Source organism: Streptomyces nigrescens (assembly GCF_027626975.1).
Classification (GTDB): domain Bacteria; phylum Actinomycetota; class Actinomycetes; order Streptomycetales; family Streptomycetaceae; genus Streptomyces; species Streptomyces nigrescens.
Genome location: NZ_CP114203.1, coordinates 9320059 through 9336390, shown reverse-complemented (window position 1 = coordinate 9336390; position 16332 = coordinate 9320059). Strand labels below are relative to the sequence as shown.

The 16332-nt window shown below is 68.6% G+C and carries 12 protein-coding genes and 1 pseudogene; 7 read left to right on the top strand and 6 right to left on the bottom strand.

Going from position 1 to position 16332, the window contains the following annotated elements:
* Window positions 1-84: 84 nt before the first annotated feature.
* The 3 genes from STRNI_RS40335 to STRNI_RS40325 all read left to right on the top strand — a co-directional run bounded on the left by STRNI_RS40335 (window position 85) and on the right by STRNI_RS40325 (window position 3405).
* A complete protein-coding gene (locus STRNI_RS40335) occupies window positions 85-1005 on the top strand; it encodes a ScbA/BarX family gamma-butyrolactone biosynthesis protein (protein ID WP_277413114.1) in 921 nt (306 codons plus the stop codon).
* A 224-nt stretch (window positions 1006-1229) separates the two neighbouring features.
* The gene (locus tag STRNI_RS40330; protein WP_159492005.1) at window positions 1230-1949 is read left to right on the top strand and encodes an HAD family hydrolase; all 720 of its coding nucleotides are present in this window, start codon (window positions 1230-1232) and stop codon (window positions 1947-1949) included.
* A gap of 751 nt (window positions 1950-2700) precedes the next feature.
* Window positions 2701-3405, top strand: coding sequence for a Clp protease N-terminal domain-containing protein (locus tag STRNI_RS40325; protein ID WP_277413113.1), 705 nt, complete (start codon window positions 2701-2703; stop codon window positions 3403-3405).
* 408 nt (window positions 3406-3813) lie between these two features.
* Here the strand turns inward: STRNI_RS40325 and STRNI_RS40320 are convergent, their stop codons facing one another.
* Entirely contained in the window at window positions 3814-4431 is a 618-nt protein-coding gene (locus STRNI_RS40320) for an ArsR/SmtB family transcription factor (RefSeq protein ID WP_277413112.1), read from the bottom strand.
* A gap of 101 nt (window positions 4432-4532) precedes the next feature.
* Here STRNI_RS40320 and def point away from each other — a divergent pair, with 101 nt between their 5' ends.
* Window positions 4533-5192 carry a peptide deformylase gene (def, locus tag STRNI_RS40315; RefSeq protein WP_277413111.1) on the top strand — a complete coding sequence of 220 codons (660 nt, stop codon included), beginning with the start codon at window positions 4533-4535 and terminating at the stop codon, window positions 5190-5192.
* 589 nt (window positions 5193-5781) lie between these two features.
* Here the strand turns inward: def and STRNI_RS40310 are convergent.
* Window positions 5782-6357 (bottom strand): TetR/AcrR family transcriptional regulator, encoded by a 576-nt coding sequence (locus STRNI_RS40310; protein WP_277413110.1) that lies wholly within the window; start codon window positions 6355-6357, stop codon window positions 5782-5784.
* 70 nt (window positions 6358-6427) lie between these two features.
* On the opposite strand from STRNI_RS40310, the gene STRNI_RS40305 reads away from it, so the two are divergent.
* On the top strand, window positions 6428-7321 hold the full coding sequence (locus tag STRNI_RS40305) for an NADP-dependent oxidoreductase (RefSeq protein ID WP_277413109.1): 894 nt from the start codon (window positions 6428-6430) through the stop codon (window positions 7319-7321).
* Window positions 7322-7540: 219 nt separating this feature from the next.
* A pseudogene (locus tag STRNI_RS40300) lies at window positions 7541-7693 on the top strand (transposase); the annotation flags it as partial.
* Window positions 7694-8478: 785 nt separating this feature from the next.
* Here the strand turns inward: STRNI_RS40300 and STRNI_RS40295 are convergent.
* The 4 genes from STRNI_RS40295 to STRNI_RS40275 all read right to left on the bottom strand — a co-directional run bounded on the left by STRNI_RS40295 (window position 8479) and on the right by STRNI_RS40275 (window position 14369).
* Entirely contained in the window at window positions 8479-9123 is a 645-nt protein-coding gene (locus STRNI_RS40295) for an SRPBCC family protein (RefSeq protein WP_277413108.1), read from the bottom strand.
* 383 nt (window positions 9124-9506) lie between these two features.
* Window positions 9507-10112 carry a hypothetical protein gene (locus tag STRNI_RS40285; RefSeq protein ID WP_277413107.1) on the bottom strand — a complete coding sequence of 202 codons (606 nt, stop codon included), beginning with the start codon at window positions 10110-10112 and terminating at the stop codon, window positions 9507-9509.
* A 757-nt stretch (window positions 10113-10869) separates the two neighbouring features.
* Window positions 10870-12432, bottom strand: coding sequence for an alkaline phosphatase D family protein (locus STRNI_RS40280; RefSeq protein WP_277413106.1), 1563 nt, complete (start codon window positions 12430-12432; stop codon window positions 10870-10872).
* Between the two features lie 353 nt (window positions 12433-12785).
* On the bottom strand, window positions 12786-14369 hold the full coding sequence (locus STRNI_RS40275; RefSeq protein ID WP_266437843.1) for an alpha/beta hydrolase: 1584 nt from the start codon (window positions 14367-14369) through the stop codon (window positions 12786-12788).
* A gap of 650 nt (window positions 14370-15019) precedes the next feature.
* On the opposite strand from STRNI_RS40275, the gene bla reads away from it, so the two are divergent.
* Window positions 15020-15964: a class A beta-lactamase gene (gene bla / locus STRNI_RS40270; protein ID WP_274732735.1), complete on the top strand. Its 945-nt coding sequence runs from the start codon at window positions 15020-15022 to the stop codon at window positions 15962-15964.
* Window positions 15965-16332 lie beyond the last annotated feature (368 nt).

Here is a 16332-nt window from a genome sequence, read left to right as displayed (position 1 = left end):
CGTTCCGCCGGAAGGCAACCTACCGCTCCCCGCGCCCCGGAATTCAAGGGTGCGCATGTTCGAATTTCGGTATTCCCTGGTCGTATGAGCACCTCAACGGTCAGGTCCGTCGGAAAGAGTGAGCCGCTCAGCTGGTCCCGTACCGTCGAGCGGGAGCTGGTGCACCGGACCTCGGTGGCAGAGGTCCTCCTTACGGATGTACGGCCGACCGATACCCCGCACGTCTTCCTGGCGGCGGCGTCATGGCCACGCGCGCATGCGACGTTCCCCCGCGACGGGTCGCAGCGGCACAGCCCGCTGATTCTGGTGGAAACACTGCGTCAGCTCGGTCTCTACATTCCCTTGCGGTTCTACGCGGTTCCGGAGGTCTTCCGTGCGGTCATCACCGACCTGTACTTCCACCTCAGCCCCGCCGACGAGTTGCCGGCCCGCGCCGGAGCGACCGAAATCACCTGCTCGGCACGGGTCAGCGCCGTACGGCGGGCGCCGGACGAGTCCGCCGTCGGACTGCGACTGAATGTCACCTTCGCCGCGTGCGGGGTGGCTTTCGGCCAAGGTGGCGGGGGCGTGCGATTCCTGGACGGCGCGCGCTTCACCGCGCTGCGCGCCAGGAGCGCGGTCGATGCCGTCCCGGCTCGCCCTCCGGAGGGCTGGTACCAACCGCCGGCCGCACAGCTGACCGTGAATCACCCGCATGATGCGGTCCTCGCTCTCGACCAGGGCGAGCTGCTGGTCTCGCCGGCCGACCCGCTGCACCCGTTCTTCTTCGACCATCCCACCGATCACGTGCCTGGCATGGTGCTGTTGGAAGCCGCCCGCCAGGCCGCCTCGTACCGCAGTCGGGGCAGGCTGAGCCGGCCCCTTTTCGGCAGCCTGAAGGCCTCCCGGTTCACCGAACTGACCCCACCCGCACGCGTGCTGTGCACCCGGCACGGCTCGACGTGTGCATTCCGCATCCTCCAGGGAGGCACAGAGACGGCTTGCGGCACCTTCAGTTATACGTAGAGCACACAATATTGACAATTGTGAATTGGTTGACCTCTCTGTGTTGCTATCCGTAACGTAACGATCGCTATTTTCCGGCTGGAGCGGAAGAACTCCTCTCCATGGGATCTGCCCTGCCGGAATCCCTCGGCCCGGTGCCGGGCGTCCGTGGAACCGACGCTGCCCTGCCTCTCTCGCGACCGGTCGCATCGGCGCCTTCGGGCCCCATCAGAACGGACTCCCGAATGACCGCAGACAGCATCCTTTCCTGGACCCCCGCGGCCGTCGTTTTCGACTGTGACGGCACGTTGATGGACACCGAACGCCACTGGGAGGACGCCCGTGACATGGTGCTGCACAGCTACGGCTGCGCGCTCTCGGACGAATTCGCGGAAAAGGCGCGAGGGCTGCACTACACCGAATGCGGGCGCTTAATGGCCGATGTGGCCGGGCGACCGGAACTGACCGGGGACATGACGGAATCATTGCTCAAGCACTTCCGTGAACTCGTCGCCGCAGACCCCACCACCATGCCCGGGGCGCCGGAATTGGTGCATTCGACCGTGCAGTTCGCCCCGCTGGCCGTGGCCAGCAACTGCCCGCTTGAAGTCGTCGAGTCCTGCCTGGGAATGGCTGGACTCCGGGATTGCTTCAGCCACATTGTGGTACCCAACGACACCACGAGACCCAAACCTCATCCGGACGTCTACCTCACCGCCGCCCAACTCTGTGGGGTGGACCCCGCTGACACGCTGGCCGTCGAGGACTCCCACTGCGGCATCCAAGCTGCCGCAGGCGCGGGCATGCGGGTACTCGGAGTCGGCCCCCGCCCCAGCGACAGGGAGACGGCATTGGCCGACTGGTGGGTCCACTCGCTGGCAGAGCCGGCTGTGCAGGGATGGGCCGATGCCCGCATCCCTGCCCAGGGCACTGGCCCCACTGGGCCCGGGACGACGACGGCATGACGTCATGACGGCGGCCCGGCCCGCGGCGGACTTCATGACGGGCCGCGGGCCGGGTGGCATTCAGGGTGACCTGCGGTGCGGGCGCCACCGCCTCGTCAGGCCATGAGGTGCCCGGCATCCCGCGACACCGACGGGGCGACGCCGTTCAACTGGCTCATCAGGTCAACTGGCTCTTCAGGCCCGACCAGGGGCCAGCATGGCCCGAGGCGTCGCTACGGGAAATCGCCGTGGGGATCCCCTGGCCACGGCCCCGGTACGACGTGCGGAGCCGGCTGCCGGGGTAGGAGGATCCGGTGCCCCGATGCTCGTCAGTACCTCCCGACCGCCGGGGGGCGACCGCGCCGCACCTTCCCTTCTCATTCACCACGGTGCTGCACTCGCGGGCGCCGCGGCTCCAGCGGCGAGGGTCGTTGCTGCTGGAGCGGTGCGCCACGACCCTCCATGACCTGACCATGACATTCACCCCCACCGAGGATCCGCTCGGTTCCGCCCGAGACGGCGGACGGACGGGCAGCAACGGCGCCCCACGTTCCCACAGATCATCAGGCACCAGGTCGGCAGGCATCACGCGAAGAATCTTGTCGGCCCGCCCCTCAACTCCCAAGCGCCACAAGGCAATTCCGAAGCGGTCCAGCGGGTCGCGATCGGGCCCGAGCGGCGCCGGGTCGTCGCACGACACTGCGGGAGCAGCCCCGGGGGCGATCGTCAATTACAGGTTGACGACCCTCGATCGTCAACTTAAGATTGACGCATGAGTCCACTCGACATCAGCCTCGCCGACCTGATCGCCCGACTCGACGAGGAACTCCCCGAGGCCAACGAACTGGCCCGCATCAGCGAGGCGCGACTGCGCGCCCAGACCCTGTCCGACCTCGGTGACCAGCTCATCGACCACTACGTCAGCAAGGCCAAGCAGACCGGCGCGTCGTGGACCGAGATCGGCGACGCCATCGGGGTGTCCAAGCAGGCCGCCCAGCAGCGCCACGCACCCGGCCCCTTCGAGCGGTACACCAACCTGAACCGGCACAGCATCGTGCTGGCACAGGAGGCCGCCCGAACGCACAAGCACGACTCCATCGGCACCGAACACCTCCTGCTCGGCCTGCTCGGAGAACCCCGGGGCCTGGCATACGAGGTACTGATCGCGAAAACCGGGTCGGAGCAACGCATCCGCGACGCAATCGAGGAAGCGATGCCGCCGGCCGGACAGAAGGCACTGCGGGGACACATCGCGTTCCGGCCGGAGAGCAAGGAAGCCATCGACCAGGCACGCCGCTCAGCGGCCGACCTCGGCCACGACTGGGTCGGCACGGAACACGCACTGCTGGGCCTGATCCGCACCGAAGAGAGCCCGGCCGCGCAGATCCTGCACAACCTCGGCTGCACGCCGGACGAACTGCGCGAGACGATCAAGACCAAGATCACCAAACGGTCCGCCGCACGCGACAACCAGTAGCGAAACGACCAGTCACCGCGCAGGACCGGGCGGCACAGCCTCCCCACCCGACACGGGACGGTGCCCTCGTGCCGCCAACCCCCACCCGACGTCGCCAAAAACCTTGTAGTGCACGGTGAGTGAGAGGCAGCCGTGCACTACGACTCATTTCGAAACCTTCAGTAAGAGGTCAGCAAGCGCCAGCATCGCTCCAAGCCGCTTGCAAGCTCCCTCCAACGGTAGCGGCTCCACGAGAACCGGTTCCTGCCTTCCGCACTCAGCCCCTGTACGCGGCCGCCTCCACACCAGCTCACCGCTGAAGAGGAGTTGTCCGAGGTGTGCAGCATCTTTCGGTGTGGCTTTGCGTACTTGAAAGGGCTCTGGTCCCGCGCCGCCCCGGCTTCGGGATGGGCCATTAATTGATCTTGCTCAGGAATCGGTCGATCCCTCAACGCGGCTTGGCGTGGACTGCGGTGGCAGCTGATGTTCGGTGAGGAGCGGGAACAGTCGGGTGACTGCGGCTACAGCCACGGCATTCGGTGAGCGTGTGGCGGGGTGATCCCCCCGGTTGCGGTAGCCGGCGAGCAGGCGGCGGATGGAGGTGGCGAGTTCGGCTGTCTCGGCCGGGGTGAGGTGGAGCACGGTGCTGAAGGATTCGTCCTGCTGCCACTCCGCCGGCGCCTGGTCCCGGTGAGCCAGCCAGTGCTGGTAGCTCTCGTCCTCCAGTCCGCGGGCGAGGGCGGTGAATTCTTCCGGCTCTTCCTCGCCCGTGTGCTGGGGAGTGTCCCATCGCAGCCTCCACGGCCGGGCCCGGCCTCCATGGTGAGGCGCTTCTTCGATGAGGCCGTACCGGGCGAGTTGGCGCAGATGGAAGGAGCACAGGCCGGAACTGTGCCCGAGGCGCGCGGCAGCCTCGGTGGAGGTGAGGGTGCCGGTTTCGGCGATCAGGTCGAGCAGGGCAATTCGTACGGGGTGGTCAGGCAGGAGCCGCCGGGCCCGGTCCTGCAGGGTCTCCGCGGCTTCGACTCGACGGTTTCCATCACTCATTTTGCAAAGCCTGCTACTTTGCAAAGCACTTGGCAAGCCGTCAGGTCTCTCGGCGGCTGGGTGCCGGTGGCTAGGCGCTGCGTAGAAGGGATTGATGGTTCATGGCTGTTGGGTTCGGTGACACGGTGCGGGATCGCCGGGTGCGTGTGCAGGGCAAGCCTGTCGAGTCCTATCCACGGCTCGCGCCGGAGGTGGAGCGTGGTGCGGTGCGCAGGATCACCGTGGTCGGGGAGGAGATACTGCGCCGCCGTTGCCGCAAGGTGACTGAATTCGGCACGGCGGAGCTGGCGAGGCTGATCGATGACATGTTCGCCACCAACCAGGTAGCGGAGGGGGCTGGGCTCGCCGCCAACCAGGTGGATGTGGATCTGCAGTTGTTCGTGTGGGACATCACGGATGAGTGGGGTGTGCGTCACGTTGGGCATATCGCCAACCCGGTTCTTGAGGAAGTATCCGCCGACGACCGTCACCTGGTGGAGGAACCCGAAGGCTGCCTGTCAGTCCCCGGCCCTTACCGCGTGGTCCCTCGCCTCGACCGTGCTGTCGTCCGGGGCGTCGACAAGGACGGCAATCCTCTGGTGATCGAGGGCAGGGGGTACTTCGCCCGGTGTCTGCAGCACGAAACCGATCACCTGCACGGCCACCTGTATCTGGACCGGCTCGCACAGCGGGAGCGGAAAGCTGCTCTCCGGGAGATGCAGGACTCCCAGGACAAGGTGTTCGCCCGGCGCGCCTCGGCGGCGAAGCGGCTCGGCAAGTGACTGGTGTTCTCTGAAGTTCAGTTGAGGCGTGCTGGGGAGGACGACGTCCCGTAGCTACGGGCGCTGGTGAAGGTCCAGGACTGCTCCGCCCTGCCTGATACGGCCGGGTTGGGCCGTACGGCTCACCCGGCTGCCCTCCCCCACTGCCGCGGTGCCCGTGCCCGCCTAGGAGCTGTCCGGCCGATTATGTGTGGAGCCAGATGACGAGGGCTGCCGCGGGCCGCCCGCCGCGGGGAGCCCTCCCGCAGGCGGGCGGCCTGACTGTCGGTCTTCTCCGGGATCGTGTGCCGGATGCCGTGCCTGCGCGGGTGGTCGTGGCACGGTCCGTTGCTGTAGGCCTTGTCGGCGGCCAGGCTGCCGGGCGTCTTCCGGGGTCGGTCGCCTCGGGACATGGGACGCGGATCTTCTCCAGCACGAGCTCGAACTGGGTGCAATCCACCCGATGCCCGAGCCGACGCCCCAGGCCGACGCCCCAGGTCGACGGTAGTCACATGATCGGGCGAACAGGTCCGCTACGGGCCGCCCAGGGCAACCCGCACGTGTCGTGCCCCGGCCCCGGCGCCGTCCGCAGCGCGCCGGCGTCCCCGGCTCAGGGCGCGGTGGCTTCCCAGGCCGCCGTGATCATCCGGAAGACCTCGTCCACCGTGGCTCCGGGATCGTCCGCCCGGCAGGCCAGCGCGTAGGCGTCGATGGCGAACCGCGCGGTCGCCCGGCAGGCCGTCGCACTCCGGGACAGGTGGGGATCGGCGGCCAGCGCCGCTGCCAGCGCCTGCGCGTGACGCAGGCTCATCGACTCCTCGTATTCCCGCAGGGCGGGTGACTCCTCGATCATGCGTCGGACGGGGGCGCTGCCCTCCGCCGTGCAGTGCCGCACCAGGGCCTGGACCTCGCGGTGCAGCGCCGGGATGAGCGGCTCGTGCGGAGGCCGGTCGGTTACCGCCCTCGTGAGGCGCTGCTCGAAGTCCTGGTCGCGCTCGAACACCAGGGCCTCCTTTGAGGCGAAGTGGGCGAAGACGGTGGTGACGGCCACGTCGGCCTCGGCCGCCACGTCACGGATGCCCACGGCGTCGTACCCGCGCTCCAGGAAGAGCCGCAGCGCGGCGTCAGCGATCTTCTGACGGGTCGCGGCCTTCTTGCGTTCGCGGCGTCCGGACGGCTCGATCATGCCCTGACACTACCAGGTATGAATCCATAACCGTTGTGAAACCCTAACGGTTAGGGCTATCTTCGGCGGCATGAGGAAAATTAGTTTCGCCGAGTTCGGCGGTCCCGAGGTCCTGCAACTGGTGGAAGCCGAGGAGCCCCACGCGAGCCCCGGTCGGATACGCATCGCCGTACGGGCGGCGGGTGTCAACCCCGTCGACTGGAGGATCCGGGAGGGCCAGGTCCTGGGAGCCCATCCGGTCGAGCTGCCCGCCGGGGTCGGACTGGACGCCGCCGGGGTGGTGGATGAGGTCGGCGAGGGCGTCGAGGGGGTCGAGGTCGGCGACCGCGTGTTCGGCGAAGGCGCCGACACGTACGCCGAATTCGCCGTGCTGTCAGCCTGGGCCCGGATGCCCGAGGGACTGGCCTTCGAGGAGGCGGCCGGGTACCCGTCGGTGGTGGAGACCGCGCTGCGCATCATCCGCGAGGTCGGCGTGCGGCCCGGGCAGACGCTGCTGGTCAGCGGCGCGTCCGGCGGCGTCGGGTCGGCGGTGCTGCAGATCGCCCGCGAGCGCGGCATCACGGTGATCGGCACGGCCGGGGCTGCGAACCAGGACTACCTGCGCGGCCTGGGCGCCCTCGCCACGACCTACGACGAGGGCTGGGTCGAACGGGTGCGGCACCTGGGCCGGGTCGACGCGGCCCTCGACCTGGCCGGCTCGGGCGTGATCCGCGAACTCGTCGAGCTGACCGGGGACCCGCGCAAGGTCGTCTCCATCGCCGACCTCGGTGCGCCGCAGCTGGGCGTCCGGTTCTCCGGCGTGGCCGGGAGCGTGCCGGACGCGCTCGCCGAGGCCGTCGACCTCATCTCGCGGGGCAGGCTCCACATCCCGGTCGAGAAGTCGTACTCGCTCACCGAGGCAGCGGCGGCGCACACCGACAGCCGCGCCGGCCACACCCGGGGGCGCCGGGTCCTGGTCGTCTGAGCCGCGGCCCGCCCGGCGTCCCGCGCCGAACGGCCGGTCACTAGCGGGTGGTGAAGCGGCGTCGGACGAAACCGGGGCGGTTACGCCTCGCCCACAAGGGCGACCGCGGCGCCCTCCGTCGAGATCCGGTGGGGCCGTCGGCGCGTTTCCGGACGGGCCGGTCGCCGCCCGGTGCGGAGACGGCTCGGACTATCGCCTGTCTCGCGCGTTGGTCCGGGCATGGGGCGGGGTGATCTCACGGATGAGGAGTGGGAACGGCTGAGGCCGTTCCTGCCGGTCAGCAACAGGCGTTGTGGCAGGTGGTGGGACCACCGGCAGGTGATCGACGGGATTCTGCACCGGGTGCGGACGGGCGTTCAGTGGCGTGATATTGCCCGGGTCGCCATGTCCCACAGCCGCACCCGTGCAGTCGTCGGACAAAGCGGCGAGCGTTTTCCCGTCCGGCGAGAAGGTCACGGTCTTGTACGTGTTGGTGCGCCCCTTGACCCCGTTGCACGACGGACAGTTCCGTGTCCACCATCCCGGCGCTCCCACCGAGCCCGACTATGCCGACCGATACCGCCGAGGAGGCCGTCGCTCTAGCCGCCGCCCGCCTCACGCATCCAGGCATGCGATGGGCACATGGTGCGGTTGCGGGTCGGTTGCGGTGCCCGGTTCGCCGCACGCGACCTGTCTCGCGAGCCTCGACTGCTGCTCCCGGCCAGCATCCGGTGCCCAGCCGCCGCTTGAGCGCCGTCCCGGCCGTCGACGCCGGCCGGGGATGCTCGCCCAGTACGGATGCGTGGCGATCCGTACCGACAGCCGCTGCAGGGTGCGGCGCAGGACGGCGGCCTGGGAGGAGTTCTCCCCTGGGCGAGCTGGCGGTAGTTGGTGTACAAGGCGCACTGGACCTGCAGAAGGTCGCCAGGGAAGTCCTAGGAGGACATCCCCCGGATGGCATCACATGCTCGAATTACGGCGCAGCACACACGGGTGAACTTTGTGACCGAGTACTGGAGTTGGCCGCTGAGTGCCGTAGCTGACCAGCCCGACGACTGTCCGAGCACTAGCCCGACGACTGCCCGATCGAGGCTTGGGCCGTTTCCTTCGGACCGTCGGATCGGCGGCCCGGCTGTACCGCTGACTGACGCGCAGCGGGCGCGGGTCCGCTTGGTGGGTCAGTGCGGCCGGTTGTGGGCGCGGGCTTCGGCGGCGGACTTCAGGTCACGCAGCCATGCTTCGAGGCCCTCGCGGAGGAGCTTGGTCGCGGTGGGAACATCCGCTTCGACCTGTGCGCCGGTGTGGGTCTCTTCGGTGCTCACACGTACGCCGCCCTTGACCTTGCTGAAGTTCCACACATGGACGCCTTCGATGCGCAGTCCTTCGCCGATCGCGGGGCCGGTCCAGCGGATGCACGAGTTGCGCTTGATCTGCTGGACGGTCGAGGTGATGTCCAGGCTGGTGGCGGGAGTCGACGGGTTGGGGGGTATCGGGGTCGTCCAGCGGAATGCCGAACCCTTGCGGAAAGGGCCATGGTCGAGGCGTTCCACGGTTTCGACGGGGGTCTGCCAGGACGGCCAGCGCTCCACGTCGGTCTGCAGCTTCCAGACGGTGCGCAGCGGGGCGTTGATCACGATCTCGGTCCGGTGGCGGACGAGAGCGTCGGGGTCTACGCCCTTCCCGCGGCAGGTGAGGGACTTGTCCGGGTGGGAGGTGTGGGAGCCGACGGCCCCGGCGGGTGCGGCAGCGGTACCGAGGAGACCGAGTAAGAGCGGGGCGGTGAACAGGGCGGCGCGGACGCCGGTGCTGCGGATGCCGGACATGGAGTTCTCCCTTTATCGGTCGGGGGCGTAAGGGCTGCCTGTTCGGGCAGGGCGCGCAGCGACACCGCGCGCCCGCAGTGAGATATAAGCTCAAGTGTTCGTTAGAGGTTATAACGCTACGGCGAAGTGAAGCAACAGGTGCGCGATAGCTTCTAACTGACTCCTGAGGATGTAGCTAGACAGGTGGGGTAAAGCGGGCCATGGCGGCGACGGGTGCGAACAACCCGAGGGAGCGCCATCGGGCCCAGGTGCGAGCCGAGATCACGGAACGCGCCTGGGACCACATCGCCGGCGGCGGGGCATCCGCGCTCTCCCCACAAAGGTGCAGTTCAGCGTGCTTGCAAGGGCCTTGCCCATGTCCGCCGCCGCGCCCAAGCCGAAGCTCAGCGGTAGGGGCTCCAACGGCCAAGACGTGCCATCAGCTTCCGCGCCGCGTCCTCGTTCAGCCCGAGGGCGGCTGCGGCCTGCTCGGCGGTCACGTCCCGCCGGGCATCGTGGGCCGGCCAGTACCCGACCTGTGCAGCCGTCACCTCCAGTCGGCGGGCCGCCCGAACGGCCGCCAGCGGTGAGGACTTCGCCAGCCTCTCGATCTCCCCCGCCAGCTGAGCCAGCAGACCGGTGACCGTCTCCGGCAGAGGTACAGCCGAATTCTCCACCGTGACGGTGTGCTCGTCCCAATCCTCCAGGCACGCATCCGCCGCTAACGCGCCCGCCTTGGCCAGCTCCTGGTCGCCGATCTCGTCCCAGTCCAGCCGGTGCTCTGTGCCGTTCCAGCCGCAGGAACACACCGCGCGCAGCGCGGCCGCCCGCGGTACGTGCGCGAAGTGGCCGTCGTAGACACTCCACTGCGAGACCGACTGCCCACCTCCACCAGAATTCATCTGGAAGAAGACAGGGCCCGGAACGGTGCCGTCGGCCAGGAGTACACCGACCGCGCCCTCGTGCGAGGCGCCGAACTCCTCCGTCGTCCACGACTCACGCTCACCCATGGCAGCCCTCCAGCCGCTTCGCCTTCACCCGAGCGCGCCCTCGGACGGGGCGCTGGAGACGACGATGCCGCAGCCCGGCGGGCGGCACACCGGATTCGCCAAAGAGGCGAGACGCGCGCCAGCCAGTCCTGGACGGTGCCCGGGGAGCCTGGGCTGGCTTTCCACCTGGTGGAGGTGGGGTTGGGCTTGCGCATCGCCGTACGGGGGCGGCCCGGCCTTATGCGTCCCGTCACGGGGGCCTGGCGTGTCCCACACACCGCCAGGGAACTCGGTCGAGGTCATCAGTCTGGCCGGGTGTGGGGAGCGGTACGCGTGGGACGTCCGCCGCGTCGGATGAGGAGCTGTAGGTTCTCAAAACTCGTGGGCCGCCGAATCTCACGAACGATGGCTGAACAGTGGCCGAGCGCCACGCGTCTGAGAGGGAGTTTCGCGCGAGTTTGAGCAGTTGCGCTGTCGTCGCCTGAGGGGTGTGGGTAGGCGCCCCGGACTTCGGCTTCCAGCCGAAATGCGTCGGGGGTGTCCGCTCGGAGCTCAAGTCGCTCGTCTAGCACGGCATCCTCGCCGAGAGAGTGCGCGAGCCCGACCCGAGCCCGGGCTGTCCGTACTGGCGCGGCGGTAAGCACGACTCCTGCGGACCACCCGTCCTGCTTGAGCGCCTGGGCGGGCACTTGAGACATTTACCAGGTACGCCGGGAGGGCAAGACCGAGACGCGAACGACGTGTCCCGGCCTGCGCCCTTCCTGGTCCTGCGGGCTCCTCAGCGCTGCGGGTCGATTGCCACGGAGTAGAGCGCCTTCCCGTCGATGTCGCGCAGCCGTACGGTCATGACCTTGGACGAGCCGTCGATGTCGACCTCGCCGAAGTACTGGTGGCCGAACGCCGGATTGTTGTGCTCCGCGTCCGGGGCGAGGGCCTGGAAGCGCACCTGGGGGCCGAAGGTGCCGTCGAGCTTGTTGGGCTCGTTGGCGACGATGGCGTTGAGCGGGCCGGAGACGAACTCCCAGAACGGCGTGAAGTCCTGGAAGGCCGCCTTGTCCGGGTCGTAGTAGTGGGCGGCGGTGTAGTGCACGTCCGCCGTGAGCCAGACCGTGTTGGCGATGTGCCGCCGGTGGATGAAGGACAGGACCCGGGCGATCTCCCCTTCGCGGCCCAGCGGAGCGCCGCCGTCGCCCTGCGCTACTGCCTCCTGGGCGGTGCCGTCCGGCACCACGAGGCCCAGCGGCATGTCCGCGGCGATCACCTTCCAGGTCGCCCGCGAGGCCGCCAGCTCGCGTTCGAGCCATGCGACCTGCTTCGCGCCCAGGATCCCGCTGTCCGTGGCGGGGCCGGTGTTCGCGCTGTTGGCGTCCCGGTAGCTGCGCATGTCGAGTACGAAGACGTCGAGGAGCGGCCCGTAACGCATGACCCGGTGGACGCGGCCGTCGCCGCTGGGACCCGTCTCGATCGGCAGGTACTCGAAGAGCGCCTGCCGGGCGCGGGCGGCGAGGACGTCCACGCGCCGCTCGGTGTAGCGGGTGTCGGTGAGCACTTCGCCCGGATACCAGTTGTTGAGGACCTCGTGGTCGTCCCACTGGTTGATCTGCGGGACGGCCGCGGCGAAGGCGCGGAGGTTCTCGTCCATGAGGTTGTACTTGTGCTGACCGCGGAACTCGGCCAGGGTCTCAGCGACCTTGGACTTCTCCGGGGTCACCAGGTTGCGCCAGACGCTGCCGTCCGGGAGGGTCCGGGTCTCGGGGATCACGCCGTCGGCATACCAGAAGTCGCCGCTGCACAGGAAGAAGTCCGGGTCGCGCTCCGCCATGGCCCGGAAGATGCGGTAGCCGCCGACGTCCGGGTTGATGCCCCAGCCCTGGCCCGCCAGGTCGGCGGACCAGACGAAGCTCACGTCGTCGCGGACAGTGGGCGCCGTGCGCAGCCGGCCGGTCGCGGGCTCGCCCACGAGCGAGGCGTCGCCGGGGTCGGCGAGCCGCACCCGGTAGTGGACGTCGCTGCCGGCGGGCAGCCCGGACAGTTTGACCTTGCCCGTGAAGTCGGTCTCGGCCGTGAGGACGGGGCCGGGTATGGTCACCGACCGTGCGAAGTCGGGGCGGGTGCTCACCTCGACCGCCATCCGGGCGGGCCGGTCGGCCCGGGTCCAGACGACGCCGCCGTGCGCGGTGACGTCGCCGGTCTGTACGCCGTGGGTGAGGGCGGGGCGCCCGCTCCGTACGAGGGCCGGCGCGGCGAGAGCGGGTCCGGCGCTCGCGAGAGCGGTGGGCAGAGCGGCTCCGGCGCCCAGAAAAAGGCCGGATCGGAGGAGTTGGCGTCGCTGGATTGCCATGGTCAGTGCTCCCTGGGTGGCTCGACGGCAGGCGTATCTGCACGACTTCGCGCATGTCTACTCACCCGCGGGAGCCGGCACCCCTCGGCTCGGTGAATGGGCGGGGGCGCCGGGCCCAACTAATTCAAGCCACGCGAAGAAACGGGCACGACTCCCCAAACGCCCTCTCAGAGTCTGAAAGGTGCCGACTGACGCCACACCGGCCGCTCGCCGAGCTGTCCTAGGCCGACGGCCGTGCAAGCCTTGTCGGCACTCAGGAGGCGGCGGTCACGACGCACCTGCGCGGTCTCCACATAACGTGGGGCCTCCGCCCGTGCAGAAGCCCCACGTCACATCACCTCGTCCGGAACGGGTCAGAAGCGGCCGGGCATCCCCGGGATGCCCGGAGGCGTGGGAAGCGGCAGTTTGGTTGCGCTGCTGCGCTCACGTGCGGCCGCGGGTGCCTGGCAGGTCACGTCCTTCGCGGGGAGCTTGCCCGTGGTCAGGTACGCGGTGGCCGTCTTGTCGGCGCACGACTTGGAACCGTAGATGCCGTGTCCGGCGCCCCCGGCGACCGTGACCATCCTCGAGCCCTTCATGACCCGGTGCATGCCGAGGCCACTGGACAGAGGTGTCTGGGAGTCCCACTCGTTCTGCAGGGTGAGTACCCCGACCTTGTTGTCGATCGTGGTGGCGGGTTCGCTGCCGTTCTTCTTCCAGAACGCGCACGGCTTGATGTGGGACGCGAAGTCGCCGTACAAGGGGTACTTGGCCTTGTCCCGGATGGCGTCGCGGCGGTACTGCTCGGGGTCGCGCGGCCAGGCACGGGTGTCGGCACAGGCGACTGCCCAGAAGGCGGCGCTGGCGTTGTCCGAGGGCACGGCACGGCCGAATGACGGCGGTGCAGGTCGCTCGGGCGTCCCGGTGTCAGGGTTGGAGTCCGGGGCCCTGCCGTCGGCGGCCTTCTTCAGCTCGACGATTTCCTCGGCGGCATCGCGCACACTGAAGAACATGGCGCGCCCCGCGCGGATGTCGTCACCGCTGACCATGGCGCCCTTGAACTCGATCGGCTTCCGGTCGGCCCGGGCAACCAGACCCCAGAAGGTCTTACGGACCTTGTCCGGGGTGTTGCCCAGCTTGTAGGTCGCGTTCCGCTGGGCGGTCCACTCGCTCCACCTCGTGAACGCGGGCTCACTGCCTTCCGCCCAGACTTGTATCATCCCTCGCCAGATCCGTGCGGGGTCGATGGCACTGTCCAGGACGATCCGGTCGCTGCGCTTCGGGAACAACTGCGTGTAGACGGCTCCGAGATAGGTGCCGTACGAGTACCCGAGGTAGGAAATCTTCTTCTCGCCCAGCACGGCCCGGATCACGTCCATGTCACGGGCGGTGTTGCGGGTGGTGATGTGGCGCAGCTTGTCGCCCTGCTTGGCGTTGCACTTCTCGGCGACGGTCCGGGCCCACTTGACGTCCTTGGCGAACGTTGCGGCCTTGTAGGGACGCTGCCAGTTCTCCTCCTCGGCGGTCAGGCCGCAGCTGAGGGGGGAGCTCTGGCCGACACCCCGCGGATCGAAGCCGATGAGGTCGTACTTTCTCGTCACGGACTTGGGGAGCTCGGCCGACAGGACCTGTGGCATATCGAGGCCCTGGCCGCCCGGTCCCCCGGGATTGACCAGCAGAACACCGCGGCGTTCGGCAGAACTGCTCGCCTTGATCCGCGATATCGCGAGGTCGATCTTCTTGCCGCCGGGACGGCTGTAGTCCAACGGGACCTTGATGGTGGCGCACTGAAAGGAGGCAGGGGTTGCGCTGCTGCAGCGGTGCCACGCCGGTCTCTGCTCGAGGTGCTGCGGTAAGGGGTTCTCAGCGGCGGAGGCGGTCGCCGGCGTCAGTGTCGGAACCAGTGCCGCCGCGACGGCGCTCGCCGCCAGGACAGGGGCTATTCGTCTGCTTCGCACGTGGGGATGGCCCTTCGGATCGGTGCGTGTGGGACGCACTCACCCTTGCGCACAAGGAAGTTGGGGCGAATCCGTCAGCAGGGCACAGTGTGTCCGACTGTGGGTGGACGGACTGCCGGGGCATATGGTCCTGGAGTCCTACGCGGTGCGTCCGCGTCCGTCGTATCCAGTGTCCAGAAGGGCGAACTCCCGGCCGAGCGTGATCTCGCCGATGGGCCCGCCAGATCAGGGCGAGTCCCACGGCCCGTCGAGGGAGCACAGCAACAGGTCGCCGAGGGGCAGAGGACTTCTGCCGCTGCGGTCGTCAGGTCGGTCGCGGCGACGGGCTGTGCGGGCCGCAGGTCCACCGCATCGCGCAGTCGCGACGGCCGGCCACCGACTGGGACATCCGGGCGGCAGCAGCCGCTCCGACGGTGGAACTCCCGCGCTCGCTGACGCTGACGAACGCGCGCGACATGCTCCGACGAGATTCACGGCCTGAACTCTCCTGCACTTCTATGCCAGTTCAGCATGAAACAGCGCATGAGTGTATTGGACCGCATAGCCGCGCAGAGGTGAAGGTGGCCGGGTACAGATGACCACTCACCGGGATGGGCCGTGCGCTCTCTCCCCTATAGCCCTGCATACGGGGCGACTTGGAGGTTTGGATCATGCCGCACACCCGTGCCCGGCGCGCCGTTGTCGGTGCGCTTGCCACACTCGCCCTCGTTCCGCTGGCAGCCTGCGGCCAAGGCGGTGCCCCGGACTCGTCGTCTCCGTCCGACGTGCCGTCCTCGTCCGCCGCGAAGACGAGGACGGGTGCGGACGCGAAGCCGTTCGCCAGCGAATTCAAGAAGCTTGAGCGCAAGTACGACGCGCGCCTGGGTGTCTACGCCGTCGACACCGGCACCGGGCGCGAGGTGGCCTACAAAGACGGCGAGCGGTTCTCGTACAACTCCACGTTCAAGGCACTGGCCGCCGGTGCCGTACTGCGGAAGCACTCCCCGAGCGCGATGGACCGGGTGATCAAGTACTCCAAGGACGATCTGGTCGCCACCTCTCCCGTGAGCGAAAAGCACGTCGCGACCGGGATGAGCCTGAGCGAGCTGTGTGACGCCGCCGTCCGCTACAGCGACAACACCGCGGCCAACCTGCTCCTTGAGGACCTCGGCGGACCCAAGCGCCTCGAGGGCGTACTCAAGGGGATCGGTGACGACGTCACCCGGATGGAGCGCATCGAGCCGAAGTTGAGCCAGTGGACCCCGGGCGACACGCGGGACACGACCACGCCGCGGACGCTGGCCAAGGATCTGCGCGCGTTCGTCCTCGGGGACGTCCTCGACAAGGGCGATCGCAAGCAGCTCACGAAGTGGCTGCGGACCAACACCACCGGAGACGAGGTCATCAGGGCCGGGATGCCCAAGGGCTGGGTGGTCGGCGACAAGACCGGAGCCGGCACCTACTACGGCGCCCGCGACGACATCGCCGTGGTGTGGCCCCCCGGCCGCGCCCCCATCGCCGTGGCGATCATGTCGAACCGCTTCAAGAAGGACGCCGATTTCGACAACAAACTGATCGCGGAAGCGGCATCCGTGGTGGCGGACACGCTGTCGTAGCAGGAGGCCGGCTCATGCGCTGCAGGCGGGCGCCGCGGTGACCGAACGCCGAGCGGTCCGGGCGCGGCGGTCACCGTGTGTTCCGGGCTCGGGGAGAACCACCGCCCCAGACTGATCAGCACGACGAATCGGGCCTCGGGCAAGGAACGGCTCTCGACGTCCTGCAACTCACAACGAACTGCCGACTCATAACACGATGCCGGCCACGCCCGGAGAGGCCTGGCCGGCATCAGTGAACAGCCGGATGCGAGCAGGTTCACGCTACGGAAAATCCGCTGCGCGCCCGGGAAGCGGCAGTATCCAGGAATGGACACTCAGTGGAAACGGCCGTCCCGGGAACCAACTCGTCAACCCGTCAACCCGTCGAC

Excerpts from the sequence above, each read along its gene's own strand:
- STRNI_RS40335 (WP_277413114.1), top strand. The coding sequence starts at position 85 with ATGAGCACCTCAACGGTCAGGTCCGTCGGAAAGAGTGAGCCGCTCAGC.
- STRNI_RS40330 (WP_159492005.1), top strand. The coding sequence starts at position 1,230 with ATGACCGCAGACAGCATCCTTTCCTGGACCCCCGCGGCCGTCGTTTTC.
- STRNI_RS40325 (WP_277413113.1), top strand. The coding sequence starts at position 2,701 with ATGAGTCCACTCGACATCAGCCTCGCCGACCTGATCGCCCGACTCGAC.
- STRNI_RS40320 (WP_277413112.1), bottom strand. The coding sequence starts at position 4,431 with ATGAGTGATGGAAACCGTCGAGTCGAAGCCGCGGAGACCCTGCAGGAC.
- def (WP_277413111.1), top strand. The coding sequence starts at position 4,533 with ATGGCTGTTGGGTTCGGTGACACGGTGCGGGATCGCCGGGTGCGTGTG.
- STRNI_RS40310 (WP_277413110.1), bottom strand. The coding sequence starts at position 6,357 with ATGATCGAGCCGTCCGGACGCCGCGAACGCAAGAAGGCCGCGACCCGT.
- STRNI_RS40305 (WP_277413109.1), top strand. The coding sequence starts at position 6,428 with ATGAGGAAAATTAGTTTCGCCGAGTTCGGCGGTCCCGAGGTCCTGCAA.
- STRNI_RS40295 (WP_277413108.1), bottom strand. The coding sequence starts at position 9,123 with ATGTCCGGCATCCGCAGCACCGGCGTCCGCGCCGCCCTGTTCACCGCC.
- STRNI_RS40285 (WP_277413107.1), bottom strand. The coding sequence starts at position 10,112 with ATGGGTGAGCGTGAGTCGTGGACGACGGAGGAGTTCGGCGCCTCGCAC.
- STRNI_RS40280 (WP_277413106.1), bottom strand. The coding sequence starts at position 12,432 with ATGGCAATCCAGCGACGCCAACTCCTCCGATCCGGCCTTTTTCTGGGC.
- bla (WP_274732735.1), top strand. The coding sequence starts at position 15,020 with ATGCCGCACACCCGTGCCCGGCGCGCCGTTGTCGGTGCGCTTGCCACA.